Below are 21,178 nucleotides of genomic sequence, written 5' to 3'. Positions count from 1 at the left end.
TAGGGGCTTGGGCTGCGCGCCGAACGTTTTCTGAGGTAGCGACGTTGCTTCGCAACGCGGGTCGTTTTGTAGGTCAGGTCTTCGACCTGACGCGTGCATCTTTGACTTATGAGAATGTCAGGTCGAAGACCTGACCTACGGATTGGACGAATAACAGGGGTCTGTTGAGGGGTGGTCGATTTGAGAGTTTCTTGCCCGTATCTACTTGCAATTAATTGAAATAAGACAATTTAGTCAAACCTCAGATGAAGCTTGACCGCACCAAAATTATGTATATTGTTTACAAATTGCCGCGAAGGTCCTCTCAGACTTCTGAATCCATTTTCATTCGAATCGACTCCCAAACAGATTCATCGCGGTCGATCCACCAGACCACCACAACCCTCGCCACGTCCTCTCCTCCACCAAGGACCCCCGCCATCATGAACATTCAGCCACTGATCGGACTGCTCGGCTTGTTCGTCTTCGCCTTTCTCGCCGCTCCCAAAACCCAAGCCCAACAACTCCTGGAGATGGGGTTGGCTGAGAACGTGGACGACTCCGCCAAGTCGATGCCGATGATCGCCTTCGATGCCGACTTCTCGCTGGACGGGGTCGCGGGGGAGAACACGACGGTGTCCTTGTTGGCCGAGGACGGGGCGCTCAAAGCCGGGTGGCCCGCAGCACGTAATGGGTATCCGGGGATCAAGCTCCATGCACCCGATGGGGCGTGGGACTTGTCGTCTTGGCGTTGGATACGTTTGGATGTCGAGAACACCGGGGCGAAGAACGTGCGGCTCGGGCTGCGGGCGGACAACCCCGGGGCGGACGACGATGACAAGCGACGCATGCACGTGATCATCGATGTCAACGCCGGCCAAAAGCAGACAATCTCTCTGCCGATCTACTCCACCAATTGGGCGCTCGATCGTTCGGTTGAGCTCGTGGGGATGCGCGACACGCCGGGGCAGTGCAAGATCGATCCGAGCGAGGTGGTGAAGATCATCCTGTTCTCGGTTCGGCCCTATCAAGAAGAGTCGTTGGTGGTCAGCAACCTCCGGGCGGTGGGCGAAGTGAAGAAGCTCGAGCTATCGGAGTTCCTGCCGTTCATCGATAAGTTCGGCCAGTACGTCCACGCCGAGTGGGACGGCAAAGCCCATACGGACGAAGACCTGATCGCGCAGATCGAGTCCGAAGCGCAGGACCTCGCCTCCAACCCCGGCCCGTCGAATTTCAACAAGTACGGCGGTTGGGCCGACGGCCCGCAGCTCGAGGCCACCGGCCACTTCCGCGTCACCAAACACGAGGGCAAATGGTGGCTGGTCGATCCGGATGGCCGGCTGTTCTGGTCCAACGGTCCCGACTGCATCGACGTCCGCTTCGGCGGGTACACGGGTGTGCAATACCGCGAAGACTACTTCGCCTGGCTGCCGCCGCAGGAAGGCGATCCGCTGTCCCAGCACTACATGGAGAACGCCGGCTGGGCGCCGCACGGCTTCTACAAAGACAAGCTGCCGTTCATGATGTACGACTTCCACAACGCCAACCTTCAGCGGAAGTACGGCGAGACGTGGCGTGAGTCGTTCGCCGACCTCGCTCACCAGCGCATCCGCAGCTGGGGCATGAACACGATCGCGGCCTGGGGCGACCCGCTGATCTACCGCCAACAGAAAACCGCGTACACCACCCACGTCTGGGTCCGCGGCTCGCGGCCGATCGAGGGCTCGAGCGGCTACTGGGGCCAGTTCCCCGATGTGTTCGACCCGGGCTTCCGTGACGCGGCCCGTGACTCCATCGCGGAGTACGAGCAGGAGCGCACCGACCCGTGGAACATCGGTTACTACATCGACAACGAGATGAGCTGGGGCAACACCACCGACCTCGCGGTGGCGGCGCTCACCAGCCCCGCCGATCAGGCCGCCAAGCTCGCGTTGATCGAAGACCTGAAGGTGAACCACCGCAACATCGAAGCGCTCAACGCCGCGTGGGGCAGTGATTACGAATCGTGGGACGACATGGTCCAACGTCAGGATGCGCCGCCGGAGTTGGACCGTGCCCGGCCCGACCTCGAGCCGTTCTACCGCAAGCTGTGCGAGACCTACTTCCGCACGATCAAGGAAGAGCTCAAGAAGCAGGCCCCCGACAAGCTCTACCTCGGCGTGCGGTTTGCCTGGCGGAACGACATCGTCGTGAAGGCCTCGGCCAAGTACTGCGACGTGGTCAGCTACAACGCGTACCAGGGCACCATCGGCGACCTGAAACTCCCCGAAGGCATCGACCGCCCGCTGATGATCGGCGAGTTCACGTTCTCCGCGGCCGACGCCCGCGGCTTCGGCGGACTCATGATCAGCGCCACCGACCAGACGCACCGCGGCGAACGGTTCGTTGAATACATCCGCAGCGGCTTGGAAAACCCGCAGATCGTCGGAGCCCACTGGTTCCAGTACATCGACCAGTCCCCCGCCGGCCGACCCGACGGGGAGAACTGGAACGTCGGCATCGTCAGCCTCACCGACTACCCCCACGCCGGCCTCATCGAAGGCATGCGTGACATCGGCTACCGCATGTACGATGTCCGCGCGGGGCTACAGGACTGACCGCCGCACCGTGGCGGGCGATCGAAATCAACTCTGAAGAATAATCAAAGCGAGCAAAGTGTCATGGCTAAAGTTGTGGGTTTGAAATACATCTGTGTGCATATCCTCGAGCTGGAGAAGACGCTTCGGCTCTACCGCGAGATCCTTGGGTTCACGCTGGTTGATGCCGAGGTGCTGCACGGCGAGGGGATCGAAGGCATGCTCGTCATGGGCCTCGAGGCCAACGACTGCCGGATCCATCTCTCGCTGACCGCGCCGGAGTACCTCGACACCATCGGCCCGATCGGCAACACGAACCACAACCACTTCATGCTCTACGTCGACGACATCACGACCATCGGCGATCAATTGAAGCAGGAGGGGTACGAGCTCGAGAACGAAAACTATGCACAGGACAAGTACACGTTCTTTGTCGGCCCGAACGGCGAAATCATCGGGCTCGCGCAGAGCCAGTGACCGCTTACGTGAACCTTACCGCCGGCGATCCACCCGCCGCAGGCCCATGAGTACCGTGACCAGCAACGCCGCGGTGCCCGGCTCGGGGATCGGCAGGCCCGCGTCCAGGAAGATCTGCGCCGCGGCGCTCGGATCGTCGAACAGGCCGAGGAATGCTTCGATGTCGTTGACATCGAACACCCAGTCGCGGTTCACGTCGGCGGTGACGAGCGCGTCGATCGCGTACTGGGTCTGGTAGGCGTTGACGTCTTCCAGGGCGAGGACGAAGGCGTTGGCGTCGTCGAGGTTGATGTCGCCGTCGCGAGTGAGGTCGCCGGTGATCTCGCCGAGGAACGCGGTGACGAAGAGCTCGGCGTCATCGCCGTCGATGGTCCCGTCGGGGTTGATATCGAGGTTCCACAGCAGGTCTTCATCCGCGGTGAAGCGGTTGTCCCGCATGAACAGCAGGTCGAACGAATCCACATTACCGTTGCCGTTGAGGTTGCCCCGGCGGTTCTTGATGACCTGGTAGGTGTCGTTCGTGGCTTGGCTAACCCCCGCATCGGATAGCACCATCTCGAGCCCGAGCAGGTCGAAGGTGTCGACCATTCCGTCGGCGTTTGTGTCGGCCGCGGGGTTGAACAGCGCGTTGCGTGAGTAGAGGAACGTCTCGAAGTTGTTTGGGCTGTTGGTCAGGTCGTCGGAGTCGATCACGCCGTCCTTGTTGACGTCGCCGATACCCGCGCCGTTGCCGTTTTCGATGTCGATGATCAGGCGTTGGATATTGGTGTTGCCGGTGATTTCACGGGTGACGACGGTGAGGACGTTGTGGCCGTCTTGCACGTCGAAGTAGCCGCGTTGGAAGAGGTCGCGATCGATCTGCGTGGTCTGGCTGCCGTTGGGGTCGTCTTCGACGAAGCCCAGGATCGTCTCGTCGTCGATGGCGGCGCCGAGGTTCAGGAAGGTGAACATCTCGGTGGCGGTCTGATCAACACTGGCGACCTGGAAGTCGAGGTTGCTGCCCGATTCGTTGAAGGCGACCAACGCTTCGATTTGGGCTTCGGGGGCGAGACGGTCGACATAGATCGCTCGGCGGAAGTCTTCAAAGACCGCGGGGCCGCCGTCGCCGCCTGTGCCGGGGTTGCGGTGACGGAAGGCGCGGGTGGTGATGAAGTGGTAGCCCTCTTCAAGTTGGGTGGTGTCGATATTTTGCTGGAAGGTGCCGTTGCCGTCTTCGTTGAAGAATCCCGCGTCGTTGACGTCGGTGAAGTTTTCGAAGCCGTAGAGCACGGAGTTGGGGGTGACGAAATCGACCCCGCCGTTGCCGTTGGCGTCGATGCCGCCGTCGATCTTGAAAAAAGCAGCATCGCCGTCGGCGTCGCGGTCGCGGATGCTGCCCAAGAGGTTGACCGCATTGGTGTTGAGCGTCAGGTTGAACGAGTCGGCGGTGATCACGTCGACATCGTTGATGCGGACGGTGGCGTTTTCTTCGAGCGTGGTACCCGTGCCACCGGCGAGGACCGAATCGACGTTGCTCAGACTCATCGTGCCTTGCGGGCCGGCGAGGCCGTAGATCAGGTAGCCCGAGTCGTGGCGATCGCCGTCAGGCGCGACGTTGCGGAGCACGCGGAGGTCGACCGTGCCGTCGGCTTTCACCTGAAGCACTTCGGGGAAGTCGTCGAACGGGTCGATGTTGTTGTCCGAAGCGTTGCCGGTGAGTTCCACGAGGTAGGTCCCGGGGGCAAACGAGGTCTGCACCGTCCGGCTGTCGAAGCCTGCGTCCACGCGGTTGCTAAGCACCACGAGCGCCGATTTCTCACGTTCGTAGATCAGGATTTCTTTCTCATCGCCGCCGGGGGTACGGTCGAGGTAGTTGCCTCGGCCGTGGGTGTTGCGGATGTCCACGAGCGTGGTGATCGCGTCGCCAAACTGCCCGCCCAGCGCATCGCCCCGGCCGTCTTTGGGGAAGTCGCGGCCTTCGCCGAACTGCTTGGCGTTGAAGTACACGTTGGCGTTGCCGGGCCGCATCAGGATGAAGGCGTGGGCGACGTTGGACAGCTCGGCTCCGGGTTCGTCGTGGCTCGACACGTGGCCGACGCCTTGCGAGCCGTTGTTGGCCAAGCCGTCGTCGTTGATATCGAAGCTGGCGTTCTTGATGTTGCGCCAGTCGTTCGCCTGGCCATTGCCGGTCAGGTTGTTGCGGAGCGCGAAGAACAAGGGCAGGTCCAGCGCATCGCGGTTGCCGCCGACCTGATTGTCGCCGCGATCGATGTCTTGCACGTAGGACTGGATCAGCCCGAAGTCGCCGTCGAACACTTCGCTGAACGCGAACACCCGGCGTTGCGAGCCGTCGAGGTTCCGCGGGGCCGCGTCGTGCACCGCCTGGTCGAAGAACTCAAGCACGAACGGGTCGAAGTGCTTCACCGCGTCGAGGCGGAACCCATCCACACCGGCTTCCTGGATCATCCAGCGGGCGTTACGCAGGATCAGCCCCAGTGCGTTCTCGGTCACCGCGTCGCCCGCGAGGGGGTTGTCGAGGTTGAAGTCGTAGATCGTGACGTTCTGATTCAGGTCCGGGTCCCACACGGTCTGTCCACCGAGGTCGATGTCGGTGTAGAAGCGGGCGTTGTTGGGGTCGGCCTGATCGGTGAACGTGCCGCCCGGGATGTTGCGCGGGTCGTTCGGATCGACGGGGTGGCGGATGAACTGGTAGTTCTTGGATTGGTCGAGGTCGATAAGGCCCGAGAGGCGGAAGCGTTTGACGTCGTTGCCGTCGAAGATGGGCGGGTGGAAATCGCCGTAAGGATCGTCGGGCAGTTCAAGCACGAAGCCGGGGTAGTCGCCCGCTTCGATAAAGCCGGGGCGGTTGTTGTCGCTGAAGCCGTTGTGGTTGAGGATGAAGTCGGCGTACACCGCGACGCCGGCCTTCTTGGATTGGGCGGTCATGGCTTTGAACGAGCGCTGCGTGCCGTAGAGTGTTTCGTTGTTGGCGCTGCCCAAATCGAAGCGATCGAAGACGTCGTAGCCCACGGAGAACCCGCCGGAGTCGGCCCGGCCGGGCGGGGGCACCCACATCCCGCCGTAGCCGGCGTAGAAGCTGTCGATGGTGCGGTCTTCGATGGTGTCCCAACGTGATTCGAAGTATTGCAGGATCGCCGGGGCCGAGGCGTCTTGCGCGAGCGATGTCGAGCTCAGGCCAACGGCGGTGAGCAGGGCCGCGGTCGAAAAGGTCACGACGCGTCGGGCGGTACGGAGTGGGGCGGAGAAGACAATCATCACACAGGCCTCGGCGGAGAAATAAGTGTCGAGTGAGAAGGCGCAGAAACACTGGTGGGTGTTCCGACGCGGTTGGCCGGATCCCTGAAATCAAGGGGGAGTCAGCTGGAAAAGAGCGGAAAAAGCGGGGTGGAGCGGCGTCGCCACGCCACCCCGCTACCGGAGGTTGAGAATCCGAATTGGTCGGCCCCGTCGGTCCGGATGACGCGACGGGTCGACCAAGTGAGGAGGACCGATCAGGCCGAGCGGCGACGGCCAAGCATCGCCAAGGCACCCATGCCGACCAGCGCGAGGCTGGCGGGCTCGGGGATCGCAACCGTGAAGAACTGGTCGCCCGCGATGGTGCTCAGGTCGAAGCCACCATTGCCGAGGTTGCCGGTGTTATCCGGAAGCGAACCAAGAACCTGGTTGGAGAAGAAGCCGTCGAAGCTGCCCGAGGCCGCGGTGATGTTGATGTCCTGAGTGGGGCTGCCCAGCGAGGTCAGGTCGATCGACAGCTCGAGGCCGGTCGTCGCGGTCAGCGCGTTGGCATCGGGTTCGCCGCTGCCGCCACCCACCCCAGCGGAGTTGGTGTTGTTCAGCGCAACCGAGAAGCCCGCACCGCTGGCGGTGCCCGCACCGGCGTTGACGTCACCGGTCAGGTCCGAGGCAAACACCTGCGAACCGTCGGACAGATCGATGAGCCGTGCGTTGACGCTGCCGAACTGTTCATTGATCACGAACATGAATTCGGGAGCGATATCCAGGACGTTGCCCTGAATCTGGTCCAGGTCGAAGTCGCCACCGGCGGCAGCCAGGGTCGACGATCCGCCCGCGGCGGTGTCCAGGAACAGGTAGATGCGGTTGCCGTTCTGTTGAACGTTGCCGGTGACCAGCAACTCAAGCGCGCCACTCGCAACCTGGCCGAACGCGGCGTTCAGTTCGGTTTCGTTGTCGCCGAACTGGGTGTTGATGGTTTGCACGGACAGTGCCGGGCCGTATTCGCCCCCGCCGAGGGAGCCGTCCACGGTGATGGCCGCCGACGCGGCCCCGGTCAAGGCGACCGACGCGGCCGCGGTGAGACTAAACAAAGCTTGTTTCATGATGAGAATCCTCCTAGGTGAAAACGATGGGAATGAGTCGAAACTAGAAACACGGTACGGAAGGGTTAACCAATCCGCTGCGATCATCACAGCGGAATTGGTGAATGGTTTAGTAATTCAGGGGCGAGACACGGACTTCGTCAAATTCGTCAACTTTCACGTTTGCACCGTGACCATCGGCGAAGGCGATATTGATCGATTCTTTGTGGCGTTCGACTCCAACAAGCTCTCCGCCATTAACCGTGATGCCCGGGCGATCCACAGGGATTCGACCGCGGAGCCAAGGGGTGTCGTAGACATCTCCCAATGATCCGCCATTTCCATAGTTGGTGGTGTAGTAAGTGGTGTCGTTACGGTCTTGTACGCTTCCGCCAGGTGTAAAGCCTGCAGGACGGGTTCCAACGTCGGCGTAGAGAAGGGTCTCTGAAGGCTTGGCCACTTGATCGAGGTTTCCTCCCAGCGAGGGAAACGTCGCGGAATTGTCGGCCTTCCGAACGCCGATTCCCGCACCGCCAGCGAAGCTGCCTTCGGTGCTTGAGCCCGGCATTGGGATTGAACACAGGTCCGCATTGACACCGTAGGAAATCGGCTTGTAATTAAAACCGATATTGATGATCACCTCGTAACCCGGAAACTGATCATTGAGTGTTGGGTCATTGGGGCAGAGATAAAAATCAGCCATATCCGGGTCGAGTTGATCGAAAGCTAAGCTTGGGCTGCCGCCGAGGTAGGGAACTAACGCCGAGGCCCAGTCTTTCATAATGCCGGTCGTCGGGCTGATGTCTTGGTATTTGTAGAACGAGGTGTTGCGGACCACATAATCTTCGCTGGTCGCCTGAAAGCGTTGTTTGTGTTCTGTGGCGAACGTAAAGCCAGAGATTCCAAGCTGACGTACGTTGGACAAACACTTTAAATCGCGAGCTGAGTTACGCGCTGCGCCGAGTGCCGGCAGGAGGATACCGATGAGCAGGGCGATGATCGAGATGACCACGAGGAGTTCGATGAGGGTGAATGCCTTCGAGGTGATGTGACGTGCGGCGGGGGGAGAAGTGATCATGGTGTCGTCCAGTGATTTAAACGGTTAACCGTGCATGCCGAAGATAAAAGTTCGTGTCACGGTGGGTTTGAGGAGGCGGGGCGGTTAGCAACAGAAGATGAAAAAACAGGGAACAGAGATACGCAAAAAAGAAAAGAAAGTGATTCGTTGCCAAGCGTATGTGAATTATAGGCGGACTCACGGGTGAGTCAAAAGATTTTTGCCGAATCCAGGTCGCTTGCTTCCATTTAAAGAAGGGTGTCGTTCGGAAAGGTCTCGATGAGACGGGCACAGAAATTTCAAACAACACCTTGAATCTGTTAACCATGATGGTAAACTGTTTAAATGAAATGTCAACCCCTTTCGTTTTTTTCTTGAATACCGACCCTTCTGAAGTCCATTTCTGTCAAAATAGGTGAAATAGAGCATTTTTTGACCTCTTGGATCGAGAATTTTTAAGCCTTAATGGCCGATCCGCCCTCGATTTACCGCTGGTTTGACCTAAGTTTTTGTTAAACGACCTGTTTACCGATTCCCGTGAGCCCCCGCCTTGGCCAAGTCTCCAACCTCTCCATCCTCAGCCTTTACCAACGGCCAAAATCCCGCGTCGCCCCGTGCTTCGGTGGCCGCACCCTCCGAGCCGATCACCCGCGCCAAGCCCGCCAAGCGCGTGAGCATCCGCGAGATCGCCCGCCAGGCCGGCGTCTCCACCGCGACGGTCTCGATGGTCCTGAACGACAACCCCAAGATCACCCAGGCCACCCGCGAGAAGGTGCGCAAGGTCATCGACCGGGCCGGGTATCAGCCCAACCGCATCGCGCAGTCGCTCTCGGGCAAGTACACCCGGGTGCTGGGCGTGTTGCTGCCGACGCTCCGCCACGCCCTGGCCGACCCGTACTTCGGCGAGCTGATCTCGGGCATCTGCGACCGCGCCGCACGCCTGGGCCACAAGGTCACGCTCGAATCCGCCAAGCCCGACTTCATCCGTGAGAAGAAGCACCTCGAATTATTCGACCGGCGATTCGTCGACGGCGTGTTGTGCATCGGCTTCAACGACCGCCACGTCTTTCTGAAAGACTTCGCCAAGGCCGGCCACCCGATGGTTGTGGTGAATAACCAGTTCGACTCCTGGGGCGTTGATCAGGTGGTGTGCGACTACCGCTCGGGCACGGACCAGGTCATGACCTATCTCCAGCAGCTGGGCCACACCAAGATCGGTTTGATCCACGGCTCGCCGGACGTGTTTACCTCGCGGGTCATCATCGATGTGTTCAAACACCGCACGCCCGAACTCGACGACACCTTCCTCGAAGACGGCCACTTCACCGAAGAGCACGGCATCGCTGCGACCCACGCACTACTCGAACGTCACCCCGACCTCACCGCCATCTTCGCGGGCAACGACAAGATGGCGCTCGGTGCCATGCGTGCCCTGAGCCTGCGCGGCATCAAGGTGCCCGAGCAGATCTCGGTCGTGGGCTTCGACGACATCCCGTATTCCAAATTCGTGACGCCGGCCCTGACCACGGTGCACCTGCCGTTCTACGAGGCGGGCGACCTGGCGTGTGAACGGCTCATCCAACGCATCCGCGGCAAGAACGACCGCATCAACGAAACGCTCTCGACCCACCTGGTCCTCCGCGAATCCACCGGCATTGTCCCGCGGGCCTGACCTTCAGCGCGTTTTGCGCTGCCATCGTTATTCCATCAAGCGGGCCACCACGTGCCCGTGCCGACTCTATTTTTCGATCCAGCTCAACGCGGGGCCCCTCGGGGCCGGCCGCTTCAACGTCCCTTCCCTTAACGCCTGTTCTGCGAGTTTTCCCGTGAATCCACGCCCTCTCCTCCATCGGTTGCTGCTGTCTGCATGCCTGCTTTTCGCCTTCTCTGCCGTTGCGGTGGAGCACACTTTCGAGCTCGACCCGACGGGTTGGCACGAGGTCCCGCAGAGTGTCGCGGTGGCCGGAACGTTCAACGGCTGGAGCATGACCACCCACCCCATGGAGCGCAACGGCGACGGCCTCTACACCGCCACGGTCGATCTCGACCCGGGCATCTATCTCTACAAGTTTGTCGTCAACGGCAGCAACTGGATCAACGACAAGGTCCACTCCGACCCCGAACTCGAAGAGCCCGACGGCCACGGCGGGATGAACTCGGCCGTGCTCATCGGCGAAGACGCCCGCAAACTTCCCGCGCCCGAGCCCAACCACATCCGCGTCGAAGCGCTGAGCCACAACCCCGACGACTTCACGCACCTCAGCGTTGTGAATGAGAACCTGGTCTTGTTTGGTCTGACAACTCAGGCCGACGATGTCGAAGAGGTCTTAGTGTATTTCTGGCAAGGCACCGAGGTGACTTATCCCCTGCAGCACGAAAAAACCGAGCTTGGGCGCGATTTCTGGGTGGGCCTGGTCCCGGTATCGCGGCATAAGAATCAACACATCAACTATCACTTCCTGATATCGGATGGCGATGCCGAGGCGGTGCTTGCTCCGGATATGGACTCAGAGGAAGCGAGCTATTTCACGGTTTCGCTAACCCCGACCTTCACTACGCCCGACTGGGCCAAGCACGCCACGTGGTACCAGATCTTCCCCGAGCGCTTCCGTAACGGCGACCCGTCCAACGATCCCGGGGAGGCTGAGTTCGAAACCCTGCTGCCCTGGACGTCCGACTGGTGGAAGGTCCGCACGGATGTCGGCGAGGTACGTGGCGACGACAACTTCTACACCGGCCACGGCAACGTCTGGCGGCGGCGCTACGGCGGCGACATCCAGGGCGTGCGCGAAGCCCTGCCTTACCTGCGCAAGCTCGGGGTCAACGCGATCTACTTCAACCCGATCTTCGAGGCCGACTCGATGCACAAGTACGACACCGCCGACTTCCGGCATGTCGACGACAACCTCGGGGTGAAAGCGAAGAAGCGTTTCGATCAGGTGGCCGGCGAAACCGACGACCCCGCGACCTGGGGCTGGTCTGAGTCCGACAAGGTGTTCCTCGACTTCCTGCAGGAAGCCAAGGCGATGGGGTTCAAGGTCGTGATCGATGGCGTGTTCAACCACGTCGGCACGTCGCACCCGTTCTTCCAGGACGTCCTGAAAAACGGCAAAGAATCCCGGTACGTCCACTGGTTCGAGATCACGGATTGGGACAACGACCAATTCCGAAACGCGTGGAACCCCCACGGCATCGGCTACGTGGCCTGGGACGGGCCCAATGGCGCACTGCCCGTGTTCAAGAACGACCACGAGACAGGGCTGGGCGACGGCCCGCGTCAGCACATCTTCGCCATCACCGAACGCTGGCTCGATCCCAACGGCGACGGCGACCCGTCCGACGGCGTCGATGGCTGGCGGCTCGACGTGCCCGGCGATATCGCCCACCCGTTCTGGATCGAATGGCGGGAGCTCGTGAAGGGCATCAACCCCGACGCGTACATCACCGGCGAGATCTGGCCGTGGGCCCACCCCTGGCTCAAGGGCGATCAGTTTGATGCGGTGATGAACTACCAGTTCGCGATGCCCGCGGTCGACTTCTTCGTCGACAAGCAGCTCACGCCGTCGGAATTCGCCCAGCGGCTCAACCGCGTGGCGTATAGCTACCCGATGCAGGTGAGCCTCGCGCAGATGAATCTCTTCGACAGTCACGACACCGATCGCCTGGCCTCGATGTTCGTCAACCCCGGCCGATCGTACGACGGGCAGAACCGCCTCCAGGACACCGGCCCGAACTACGATCCGCGGCAGCCCAACAAGGTCGAGAAGCAGCGGATGAAGCTTGCGATGGTCTGCCAGTTCACGTTCGTCGGCGCCCCGATGATCTACTACGGCACCGAGGCGGGCATGTGGTCGCCCGACGACCCGAGCAACCGCCAGCCGATGACCTGGCCCGACCTCGAGCCGTACGACAACCCGCAGGTCACGTTCGACCAGGGCATGTTCGATGACGTGCGCCACCTCATGGCGATGCGCCACACCTACGAAGCCCTGCGCCTCGGCGCGTTCCACCCGGTCTACACCGACGACGCGCGGGGTGTGCTGGCCTACGAACGCGTGCTCGGCGATGAACGCATCTACGTCGTGCTCAATAACAGCGACCGTTCCCGGAAGGTCTCTCTGCCGTTGGCCGAGGGGCAATACGTCGATGTGCTGACCCCCGGCAATACCGAGATCGTCGAGCCCGAGCGTCCCGAAGATCGGCTGACCCTGGCGATCAAGGAAGGTGCCGAGGTGCTTGTCGCTGGGGAAGATCAAGCCCTGACGCTGTCGTTGGGCAAGTACCGCGCGGCGGTTCTGGTGCCTGTGACGAAGCCTTGATGTGATGGTCGTAAGAGATTGCTGGTCGAGCGAATGGTCTACCGCTGACGGTAGCCGGCGAGCGCGAACACGGCGATGATCGTCGCCGCGCTGGTCGGTTCGGGGATGTTGCTGGTGGGGGCGGCTTGGGTGTTGCCGAAGTTGTCCTGCCAGATGGTGAAGTCGGCGGCGTCGATGACGCCGTTGCCGTTGCCGTCGGCGGCCAGATCGGTGGTGCTGCCGAACGAGTCTTGCCAGACGGTGTAGTCGGCCGCATCGACGATCCCGTTGCCGTTGTAGTCCCCCAGCAGGATGTCGGTGATCGTGGCGACACTCAATTGGAGGTGGGCCCAGTCGACCGGGCGGTCGTCGCTGACCAGCACGTTGAACAGCCCGTCTTGCATGAAGTCGATGTCGCCGAGGAGTTCGATGGAGACGACCTGGATGTCGTCGTCGAACATCATGCCCCAGGCTTCTTGGCTGCCGAAGAGCAGTTGGTGGGATTCGGTCAGGCCGTCGAGGAAGAGGGTGTCGTTGTCGCTGTGGGAGCCCAGCCGACGGGTGGCGAGGGTGAGTACTGCGGACACGACTTCTTCGTCGGGTGCGAGTTCGTATTGGAACGAGAAGGGGATCAGGCGGTTGATGCCCTCGTCGTCCGTCCCGACCAGCGGCATGCCGCTGCGCCACCCGGTGATGTTCTCGACCTGGGTGCGCCAATCCGCATCGACGTAGAGGTCGTCAGCGCTGCCCGGGCCGTCCACCTCGAACTGATCGAAATCGCCGAGCCAGTACTCGCGTTTTTCGATGTTGGGGTTGCGCTGTTGTTCGAGCAACTGCTGGACGTAGAGGCTGTCGAGCGGGTTGTCGGGGTCGTTGAACGCGATGCGTTGGCCGTGGGAGTCGAGGGTGGCGCCGCTCGCGGTGGTGCTGCTGGACAGAGCGCCCTCGCTGCCGATGAGGAAGTTGCGGGCGAAGGGCGGGTTGGCGATCTGGAACTCGCTGGCGGCCGAGTTCCAGACGACGGTGTGTGCGCCGCGCCAGCCGTGCACGCTGGGGCTGGAGGCTTTGCGGGCTTCGAAGCCGCCGTCGTCGGAGATGTTGTCGTAGAGCGCGCCGGTGGAGTAGCCGGCGTGGGGCCCGCTGCGGACAAACGAGTTGGTGCCCTCGCCGTCGAGAAACACGTTGGGCCCGCGGTTGAAGCCGTTGAAGGTGGAGTTGTTGATGAACGCCCGCCGGGCGGAGTCGGCCTCGAGGTCTTTCATAAGCACCAGGCCGCCCTGGGTGTTGAACGCGTAGCGCCGCCCGCCGGTGACCTGCGACACCGGGTCGATGTACGTCGCGTCTTCCACGGTGATCGAACGCGACACCACCCCGACGGAAACCGCCGAGGAGATCAGGTGCTGGCCCGTCACGCCGGTGGCCCAGCTCTCCTCGGCGTGGTTGAAGGCGATGAAGGTGCGGGCGTGGTCTTCGTCGGTGAAGATCGGCCGACCGCTGGCGGTGCCCGTCTCGGCGGCGTTGTACACCGACGTCCCGCGGATGTTGGCGATGCCCACGTGGTCCACGCGGTCGTCGGAGTAGAACTCGACCGTGCCCTGTGCGAGTCGGCTGTCGATGCTGTGGGAGATCGGGGCGTGGAAGAAGACGCGGTCGCCCTCCACGCGGGTGATCCGGCGTTCGTGCTGGGTGGTGAAGCGATCGTTCGAAGTGTTCCACTCCGGATCGTTCACGCCTACGGCATCGAACCAGGCCTGCGTGGGCGTGTGCTTGACGTTGACCCAGTCGCCCGCCGAGAAGCCCGAGGCGTCGGCAACACGCAGGCTCGTCGCTCCGGCGGGCACGACCTTGTCGAGGATGTTGATCGGCGAACCCACACGGCTGATGTCGTTGGACGCGTCGCGGTCGCCGACGTCGATGATGTCGATGTCGTTGGTCGACGTCGATCGGAGGATGGTGTTGCTTGCGGGGTTAGCCCCGTCGCCCGCGCCCAGCAGGACGACACCGCTGCTTTCGATCCGCAGGGAGTTGGAGATGTCGTACTGTCCCGGCGCGAAACGGACGATGCCGCGATAGCCGTTGGCCTGCTGCGACATACCCGAGACCTGTTGGATCGCGGCACGGATCTGTGCGAGGTTGTCTCCGCTGATGGGCGTGAGGTCGACGATGCGTGAAGCATCGACCAGCGACAACGGGTCGGGCAACGCGACCCCGCCCATGTAGCCCGCGGCGCTGTAGTCGAGGACGCGGTCGCCCCGGCTATCCATCTGATACAGGAGTCCGGTTTGGCCCTGACTGACCCACTGCGACTGGCCCATCGCAGAAACCGACACACCGCACGCCAGCAGGCCGCAGACCATGGACCGAGATTCGAACATATGAATCCTTACTGTTAAATGAAACCTGGGGGCCGGGTCCCGTGCGGGTTACGATGGGGCGGCCGATTTGAGCCGTAAAGGCGGGTAATTGAATTGAACCCGACAAAAGAACCGGTGTCCGGAAGCTGATAAACGAAAGTGAAAAAACAGCCGAAAATATATTGTTTGCAATTAGATATAGGGTTTATTTTGATTCGAGGGTATATTGAATCGATCGGCGGGGCTCTTATTTTATGAGGTTCAGTTTGTGATTCAAGGCTTTTGTTTCGGAATACCCGCGACGCGTCCCCTCGGGCAAGCTGCCGGCGGCCTGAGGAATTCGGGACGGCGTGGTTTGGGCGGTGTGAAGTGATGCAGATTGGAGTGTATGCTTGGCCGTGACTATGAATGAAGATCGTGCCGCGTCACAACGTCCTGTAGACCCCGAGCAGGCGATACGCAAGACCGTTCGCTCGGTTCCCGTGGGGGGGCGATTGCCTTCGATCCGCGAGTTCCGTGACCGCTTCAGCCTGGGGCAGGCCACGGTGGTGCGTATCCTGACCAAGCTCCGCGATGAAGGCTTGATCGTCGTCAAGCCCAAGTCCGGCAGCTATCGCTCCGAGCCGCACGAGCTGCCGATCTACGTCGTGTATCGCCACAAGACCAAAGACCTCCGCGGCCGAGGGTTCTACGGCGAGTTCATCAGCCAGCTCATCCTCGGGCTCTCCGAGCACGGCCACGCGGTCCGCCTCCACGCGGTCGCGGACCGCGACGAGTTTGTCGATCTGCTGGGCAACATCGGCAGCACCAACTCGCGCATCCTCACCTTCGGCATCAAGTCGAGCGACCTCGAATACACCCAGAACCGCGATCGTGTGAACTACACCGTGGTCCACGTCTTGCCCGATATGATCGGGCAGATCCCCGCTTCGGTGAATATCGACGACCGCGAGATCATCCGCCTGCAGCTCCAGCACCTGGTTGAGCAAGGCCACACGCGCATCGCCTACCTCCACCGCTACGACGAGGCGAGATGGGTCCGTGCCGAACACATGCGTTGGGTCGCGTTCCACGAAGAGGCGGTGCGCCTCGGGGTCAGCCTTCGGCCCGAGTGGATGCGTTACGTGGGGCACAGCTCGGAGTTGATCGCCGGGGCGGTGGACGAGGTGCTCGCCACGGATGATCGCCCTACCGCCATCGTGTTGTCGGGCGACCGGCAGGGGAAACACGTCTACGACGCGATCAAAAATAACGGCCTGGAGGTCGGCAAAGACCTCGCCCTGGTCAGCGTCAACGGCATGGTGTGGTGTGAGTACATGGACCCGCCTTTGTCCAGCGTTCGCGTCTCGGCCTACGAGGGCGTTGATCTGGTGATCAAGATCCTCGAGCAGCTAGAGGCGGGCGATGACCCCACTTCGGAAACCATCCGCCCCGAGCTCCTGGTGCGTGCGTCCAGCGATTTCTCGCCCAAGGCTTAACACGCGTCCAAACGTAAAACGATCAGGTCGCGGGTTGTGCGAATCCTTTCGGGTTCTTGGCCTTGACCCTGATCTGCGGCATGGGCGTTGGTTTGGCGAGGTGTTGGGGGTGCCAGTCCAGGGCTTCCCACGTGGGTTCGACCTCGAACCTGCCGTTCTCTCGGATGCCGAGCACGTAAAAGACTTCGTAGCCTTTGCCCTTGCGTTGCAGGCACCGGGCGCAGGCCTCGCCGACGTCGAGGCGGTCGACCATGTTGGGGGCGAAGGACTTCTCGACCACGTCGTATTTGTTGGTCAGGGTGGTCGCGTCGATGACGTAGCCGATGCGCAGCACGGTCACTTCCAGGCCGTGCAGGCGGGCGTAGTACTCGGCGATGTGTTCTTGCGACGCCTTGCCCAGGCCGTAGAGTTCGTCGGCCTTGGGCGGGAAGCTGCGCATCCGGCGTGTGTCTTTGGGGTAGCCACGCACCGCATCCACACTCGAGATCAGGCAGACCTTGCGGATGCCCGCGTCCGCGGCGGCTTGGAACAGATTGATCGTCCCCACGCCCATGGTGGTAAACACCCGCGAAGGGTCTTGCTCGTTCTTCGGGCTCATGTGCGCGATCACCATTGCGTCGACGCCCTGCGTCAGACTTTTGGCGGCCTGCGGGTCGGACAGGTCGGCTTGCACGAACGGCTCGTCGCAATCGATCGGCACGATGTCGGTCCGCAGTACCTGGTGCCCGCGGTTCAAAAATGGCAGGTGGAGTTTTTGGCCGAGGAATCCAGCGGCACCGGTCAGTAACACATTCATACGTTCTCGCTTTCACTCAGCCGTTGCGTGGCAACCGCGGGGAGAGGTTGTGTGGTGGGGGGAGCAGAAATCTCTTCGCCGGTGCGGCGCTTGCGCTGCCAAAGCAGCGCCGCGCCCACCAGCGTGATGATGCCTCCGGAAAGGGCAAACAACAGCCGGTCGTTCAGATCGTTGGGGATGACGATGCCCGCGGTGATGATCACGCCGTAGGCGACGGTCATCCAGCCGATCAGGGTGTATTGATCGCGGTCGCGGTCTTCCGTGACCAGGGCGAGGTCGGCCCCGGGCGCCTCGGCGGGGGCGTCTTCGGGGTGTTCGCCGATCGGGATGTTCATGTCCGCGAAGAAGCGATCGACCTCGAGCTTGAACGCCTCGGTGGTGAGATTCCAGAAGAACCGGGTCGCGACAAACCACACGAGCGTGCTCGAGATGACCGAGGTGTAGGCGATGATGAACCGGAAGTCCGCCGCCTCGATGCGTGACAACGGCGTGGCCAGCCCGAGCATGCCGGCGAAGTCCGAGACCTTCTGGTCGCTGTCGAGCCACACCAGGTTGACCAGGACCCCCGCGAGGATGCCGACCAGTGCGCTGCTCCACGCACTCCAGCCCGGCGTCTTTTTCATAACCACCGTCATGATCATCGGGATGACCATCGGCAGCTGCAGGATCGGAGCAAGCAGCAGCGTGAACTCGAAGATGTTGGCGTCGCGCTGCGCGGTAACCAGCAACGCGATCGCGATGATGAGCACCCCGAAAAAGCAGGTAAACAGCATGCCCACCCAGAGCAGTTCTTTCTCTGAGGCCTTGGGCCGGAGGATGTCGCGGTAGAAGTTGCAGACCACAAAGCCCGCGCTCTTGTTGAGCCCGGTGTCGAGGCTGGACATCTGCACGGCGAAGATCGTGCACACCAGCAGGCCGACCATGCCCTGCGGCAAGACCTTGGTGGCGATGGCGACATACGCGCCTTCCTCCGCCCGGTTGAGCGTCGGGAAGAGTGCCTCCATGTTCGGGATCACCCACGCCGAGGCCATGATCGGTAGGAACACCAGCAGCGGGAGCACGGGCGTGAAAGCGTAAAGAATCACCTGCCACTGGGCGTGGCGGTCGTTTTTGACTTTCAGGAAGTAGGAGCCGGTGTCGTTGATATTCGCGACGCGGAAGATCGTGGTGATCGCCTGGGTGATCAGCCAGGGCACCCAGATGATCTCACGGCTCCACAGGTTGAAGTTGACGAATTCCTCGGGGAGCTTGTCGGCGAACCCCCCAAGGCCGCCGACTTCGGGCAGGAGCATGGTCTTGATGCAGACCAGCGTGGCAACCACCATCGTGACCAGGCCTTGAATAAAGTCGCTGGCCGAAACCGCCCAAGCCCCGCCGAGGATCGCCATGAACGTGATGACCACACCCAGGCCGATCGCGGTGTAGTGCACCTCGATGTTCAGCGCTGCCGCCACGAACAGCGCGATGATGTGAAGGCCCACGCCCGAGTAGAACACGTTGATGGGCACCGTGATCCAGACCCACACCTGTTCCGAGGCCCGGCCGTACCGCCGACGGACCGCGTCGGCCGAGGTGATGACCCGCATCCGCCGGAAGCGTTTGGCGAAGTAGAAGTACAGCGGCGGGATGCCGAGGATCGCGACCAGGTACGCGATGACCTGGTAGAAGCCGGTCTCGTAGACCCGGACGCCCGCGGCGGAGAAGGTCCACAGCGAGATACTGGAGATGCACATCGAGGTGCCGCTCATCCACCAGAGCATCTGCCCGCCGCCGCGGAAGTAATCGCTGCTGTTGCTGTTGAGCCGTTTGCACGCCACCCCGATCGCGATCATGAACGCGAAGTAGACCCCGATGACAGTCCAGTCCCAGTGATTGACCATGTGGAGAGCCGAGGGTGTACGGAGTGGGCCGCCGGGGCGGGGCCCGGCGGGAGAGACGAGTTTCGGGGCCACGGGGGAGGGGATGGCGATTCCGAGATGCTCGAACGACAGGTAAAACTATACCTCACAAATCAAGACCGTCAATCCATTTCTTACGAATACCGGCCAGATATTCGGCGGTATGGGGCTCGGAGCGATGGTCTGTGTCGTGTTTTATGGTGTATTGGCTGCTTTTTCTTTGGCGTCAGTGTCCGTCAGAATTTTTCTCAACAAAGGTCTTGCATTGAGGGCGGCGGGGATATAGCATTTATCTGTGAGGTTCACATTGGGCCGGTTTGGCTTGCTCAATGATTTCGTGGTCTTGGCTCCATCAATCCCTTCTCGTCATCTCTATTGTTTTTGAAAGCTCGTTTTCAAATGAATAACTTTCCTTCTTCGTCCAAGTCTTCTGTCGTCCGCCCCGCTCGTTTGTACGGCTTCACGCTGATTGAGTTGCTTGTGGTCATCAGCATCATCGCGCTGCTGATTAGCATCCTTCTCCCCGCGTTGGGTAGTGCGAGGCAGGCGGCGCGGACCATTAAGTGTGCGACGCAGCTCCAGCAACTCACCCGGGCGGAGGCGACCTACCGAAACGACTATGACGGTTTCCATGTCATCGGCTTGGAGCGACCGAATAACCCCGGGGCTTACATGAGCTACGACGACCAATTCATGATCGGGGGCTACGACGGGCGTTCGCTTCCAGGTGGGACAACAAGAAATGCTCTGACTTACCAGCCGGGCGGGTTTTCGGTCGACGAAGAGACCGGCGGTGATATATATGCGTGTCCGCTCGATGATTTTCAACGCATTGATGTCCCTGTGGATGGGGTTGAGTTTGCGAAAAGGTCTTATGGTTTGACTAGGTGGGAGATCCGGGGTGGAGCGGACCGCTCGGGCAACTACATCGGGATTACCGGGATAAACAGCGACACAGGCGTAAGTATTAGCCGTCGTGATACCGATGTTTTTCAGACAGCAGCCACGCTTTTGTTTGTTGAGGACGTAGCTTTACCGGGTGGCGGAGGTGTGATCTCTTCTAACGGCCTGGGTCACCACACGGGGTCGACAACGTTCTGCGGCATGCATCACCCCGATCGGGCTGACCGGCAGATCCGAAGCATCCGTCACCACCTGGTTGGCGAGTTGTCGCGTGCGGAGTTCCGCCCCAACTATGCCTATACCGATGGCCACGTCGAGAATCTGGATCCAATCGAAACCTATCGGAAAGATGATGGCACGCTCAATTCCAATAACCAGTACGAGACGCACTGGGACCCCATGAAAAAATGACTGGGTGTACCCGGGGTTTGGTTTAAATCAAGCCTGCCTGGCTGCCTTGATTTGTTTCTGGCTTGTCGTGTCTTCAGTATCGAAATGGTGGTGCCCGCGATGGGCCTGAAAAAACTGATACAAGAAAACTCAGCGGTAGTCTTGGTGGTCTCGATGCTGATGCTGGTTCTGGCTGGCTGGCGCATCATGAGTCAAGGCTCGACCGAGTTGCCAGATTACAAGTGGATGTACGACCTCAATCGGCAGGTCCTCGTCCAGGCCCCCCGGTCTTCGATATCGCCCCTGGTCATGGATTCGGGGGTTTATGAGTTCAAAGGCATGGGCGAGGCGGGTGCGGTTGTTGATGTCGGGCTCTACGCGTGTGGGGGCACGCCAAAGCTGAAGGACGGGATGTCTCTTGAATCCATGGGCGATAAAGGTGTGCGCATCGTCTTTCTTTCGAGACACCCCGATTCGGTGTTGCCTGAGCTCGAGGCCAAGGGTTACGAGGCGATGCCCGAGCCGCCGGTCCTGTATTCTGACGCTACCGGCGAGGAATGGGTCTGGGAGGGTTCAAGCCAGGGCGAGGCGATCTTCGGCGCCATTTCGACGCTCTGTGACGGCGAGCGTGGAAGAATGATTCTCTACTAGTCGCG

General features: G+C 61.2%; 12 protein-coding genes and 1 pseudogene. 7 read left to right on the top strand and 6 right to left on the bottom strand.

The genetic code is table 11. From position 1 onward, the window contains the following. Positions 1-422 precede the first annotated feature (422 nt). Complete coding sequence (locus HNQ40_RS04975) at positions 423-2,576, top strand: beta-agarase (RefSeq protein ID WP_184676773.1); 2,154 nt, start codon at positions 423-425, stop codon at positions 2,574-2,576. A gap of 63 nt (positions 2,577-2,639) precedes the next feature. Beyond that, positions 2,640-3,032, top strand: coding sequence for a VOC family protein (locus HNQ40_RS04970; RefSeq protein ID WP_184676772.1), 393 nt, complete (start codon positions 2,640-2,642; stop codon positions 3,030-3,032). A 2,397-nt stretch (positions 3,033-5,429) separates the two neighbouring features. On the opposite strand, the pseudogene HNQ40_RS18765 reads toward HNQ40_RS04970, so the two are convergent. From HNQ40_RS18765 to HNQ40_RS04955, 3 genes and pseudogenes are all read right to left on the bottom strand, one after another. Then, positions 5,430-6,086, bottom strand: a pseudogene (locus HNQ40_RS18765) (alpha-amylase family glycosyl hydrolase); the annotation flags it as partial. Positions 6,087-6,523: 437 nt separating this feature from the next. Then, positions 6,524-7,369 carry a PEP-CTERM sorting domain-containing protein gene (locus HNQ40_RS04960; protein WP_184676770.1) on the bottom strand — a complete coding sequence of 282 codons (846 nt, stop codon included), beginning with the start codon at positions 7,367-7,369 and terminating at the stop codon, positions 6,524-6,526. 109 nt (positions 7,370-7,478) lie between these two features. Beyond that, positions 7,479-8,426, bottom strand: a complete 948-nt coding sequence (locus HNQ40_RS04955; RefSeq protein ID WP_184679184.1) for a type II secretion system protein — start codon at positions 8,424-8,426, stop codon at positions 7,479-7,481. A gap of 601 nt (positions 8,427-9,027) precedes the next feature. On the opposite strand from HNQ40_RS04955, the gene HNQ40_RS04950 reads away from it, so the two are divergent. Beyond that, a complete protein-coding gene (locus HNQ40_RS04950) occupies positions 9,028-10,077 on the top strand; it encodes a LacI family DNA-binding transcriptional regulator (protein WP_184676769.1) in 1,050 nt (349 codons plus the stop codon). Between the two features lie 154 nt (positions 10,078-10,231). After that, positions 10,232-12,724, top strand: coding sequence for an alpha-amylase family glycosyl hydrolase (locus HNQ40_RS04945; protein WP_184676768.1), 2,493 nt, complete (start codon positions 10,232-10,234; stop codon positions 12,722-12,724). A 38-nt stretch (positions 12,725-12,762) separates the two neighbouring features. Here HNQ40_RS04945 and HNQ40_RS04940 read toward each other — a convergent pair whose 3' ends face one another. Continuing rightward, positions 12,763-15,078: a dockerin type I repeat-containing protein gene (locus HNQ40_RS04940; protein WP_184676767.1), complete on the bottom strand. Its 2,316-nt coding sequence runs from the start codon at positions 15,076-15,078 to the stop codon at positions 12,763-12,765. 383 nt (positions 15,079-15,461) lie between these two features. On the opposite strand from HNQ40_RS04940, the gene HNQ40_RS04935 reads away from it, so the two are divergent. Then, a complete protein-coding gene (locus tag HNQ40_RS04935; RefSeq protein ID WP_184676766.1) occupies positions 15,462-16,535 on the top strand; it encodes a substrate-binding domain-containing protein in 1,074 nt (357 codons plus the stop codon). 22 nt (positions 16,536-16,557) lie between these two features. Here the strand turns inward: HNQ40_RS04935 and HNQ40_RS04930 are convergent, their stop codons facing one another. Both HNQ40_RS04930 and HNQ40_RS04925 read right to left on the bottom strand, forming a co-directional pair. Then, the gene (locus tag HNQ40_RS04930) at positions 16,558-17,331 is read right to left on the bottom strand and encodes an NAD-dependent epimerase/dehydratase family protein (protein WP_184676765.1); all 774 of its coding nucleotides are present in this window, start codon (positions 17,329-17,331) and stop codon (positions 16,558-16,560) included. Continuing rightward, positions 17,328-19,211 (bottom strand): sodium:solute symporter family transporter, encoded by a 1,884-nt coding sequence (locus HNQ40_RS04925; protein WP_184676764.1) that lies wholly within the window; start codon positions 19,209-19,211, stop codon positions 17,328-17,330. The genes HNQ40_RS04930 and HNQ40_RS04925 overlap by 4 nt, the downstream gene beginning before the upstream one ends. A gap of 417 nt (positions 19,212-19,628) precedes the next feature. On the opposite strand from HNQ40_RS04925, the gene HNQ40_RS04920 reads away from it, so the two are divergent. After that, the gene (locus HNQ40_RS04920) at positions 19,629-20,543 is read left to right on the top strand and encodes a type II secretion system protein (RefSeq protein WP_184676763.1); all 915 of its coding nucleotides are present in this window, start codon (positions 19,629-19,631) and stop codon (positions 20,541-20,543) included. 84 nt (positions 20,544-20,627) lie between these two features. Then, entirely contained in the window at positions 20,628-21,173 is a 546-nt protein-coding gene (locus HNQ40_RS04915; protein ID WP_221435390.1) for a hypothetical protein, read from the top strand. Positions 21,174-21,178: the final 5 nt, after the last annotated feature.

This window comes from Algisphaera agarilytica, assembly GCF_014207595.1.
Lineage (GTDB): Bacteria > Planctomycetota > Phycisphaerae > Phycisphaerales > Phycisphaeraceae > Algisphaera > Algisphaera agarilytica.
The sequence above is the reverse complement of the archived record's forward strand: the minus strand, read 5'-3'. Positions and strand labels throughout refer to the sequence as shown.

What these genes read in the sequence shown, in the direction of transcription:
- HNQ40_RS04940 (WP_184676767.1), bottom strand. Translation starts at nt 15,078, where the DNA reads ATGTTCGAATCTCGGTCCATGGTCTGCGGCCTGCTGGCGTGCGGTGTG.
- HNQ40_RS04925 (WP_184676764.1), bottom strand. Translation starts at nt 19,211, where the DNA reads ATGGTCAATCACTGGGACTGGACTGTCATCGGGGTCTACTTCGCGTTC.
- HNQ40_RS04930 (WP_184676765.1), bottom strand. Translation starts at nt 17,331, where the DNA reads ATGAATGTGTTACTGACCGGTGCCGCTGGATTCCTCGGCCAAAAACTC.
- HNQ40_RS04970 (WP_184676772.1), top strand. Translation starts at nt 2,640, where the DNA reads ATGGCTAAAGTTGTGGGTTTGAAATACATCTGTGTGCATATCCTCGAG.
- HNQ40_RS04975 (WP_184676773.1), top strand. Translation starts at nt 423, where the DNA reads ATGAACATTCAGCCACTGATCGGACTGCTCGGCTTGTTCGTCTTCGCC.
- HNQ40_RS04960 (WP_184676770.1), bottom strand. Translation starts at nt 7,369, where the DNA reads ATGAAACAAGCTTTGTTTAGTCTCACCGCGGCCGCGTCGGTCGCCTTG.
- HNQ40_RS04935 (WP_184676766.1), top strand. Translation starts at nt 15,462, where the DNA reads ATGAATGAAGATCGTGCCGCGTCACAACGTCCTGTAGACCCCGAGCAG.
- HNQ40_RS04920 (WP_184676763.1), top strand. Translation starts at nt 19,629, where the DNA reads ATGAATAACTTTCCTTCTTCGTCCAAGTCTTCTGTCGTCCGCCCCGCT.
- HNQ40_RS04915 (WP_221435390.1), top strand. Translation starts at nt 20,628, where the DNA reads ATGGTGGTGCCCGCGATGGGCCTGAAAAAACTGATACAAGAAAACTCA.
- HNQ40_RS04955 (WP_184679184.1), bottom strand. Translation starts at nt 8,426, where the DNA reads ATGATCACTTCTCCCCCCGCCGCACGTCACATCACCTCGAAGGCATTC.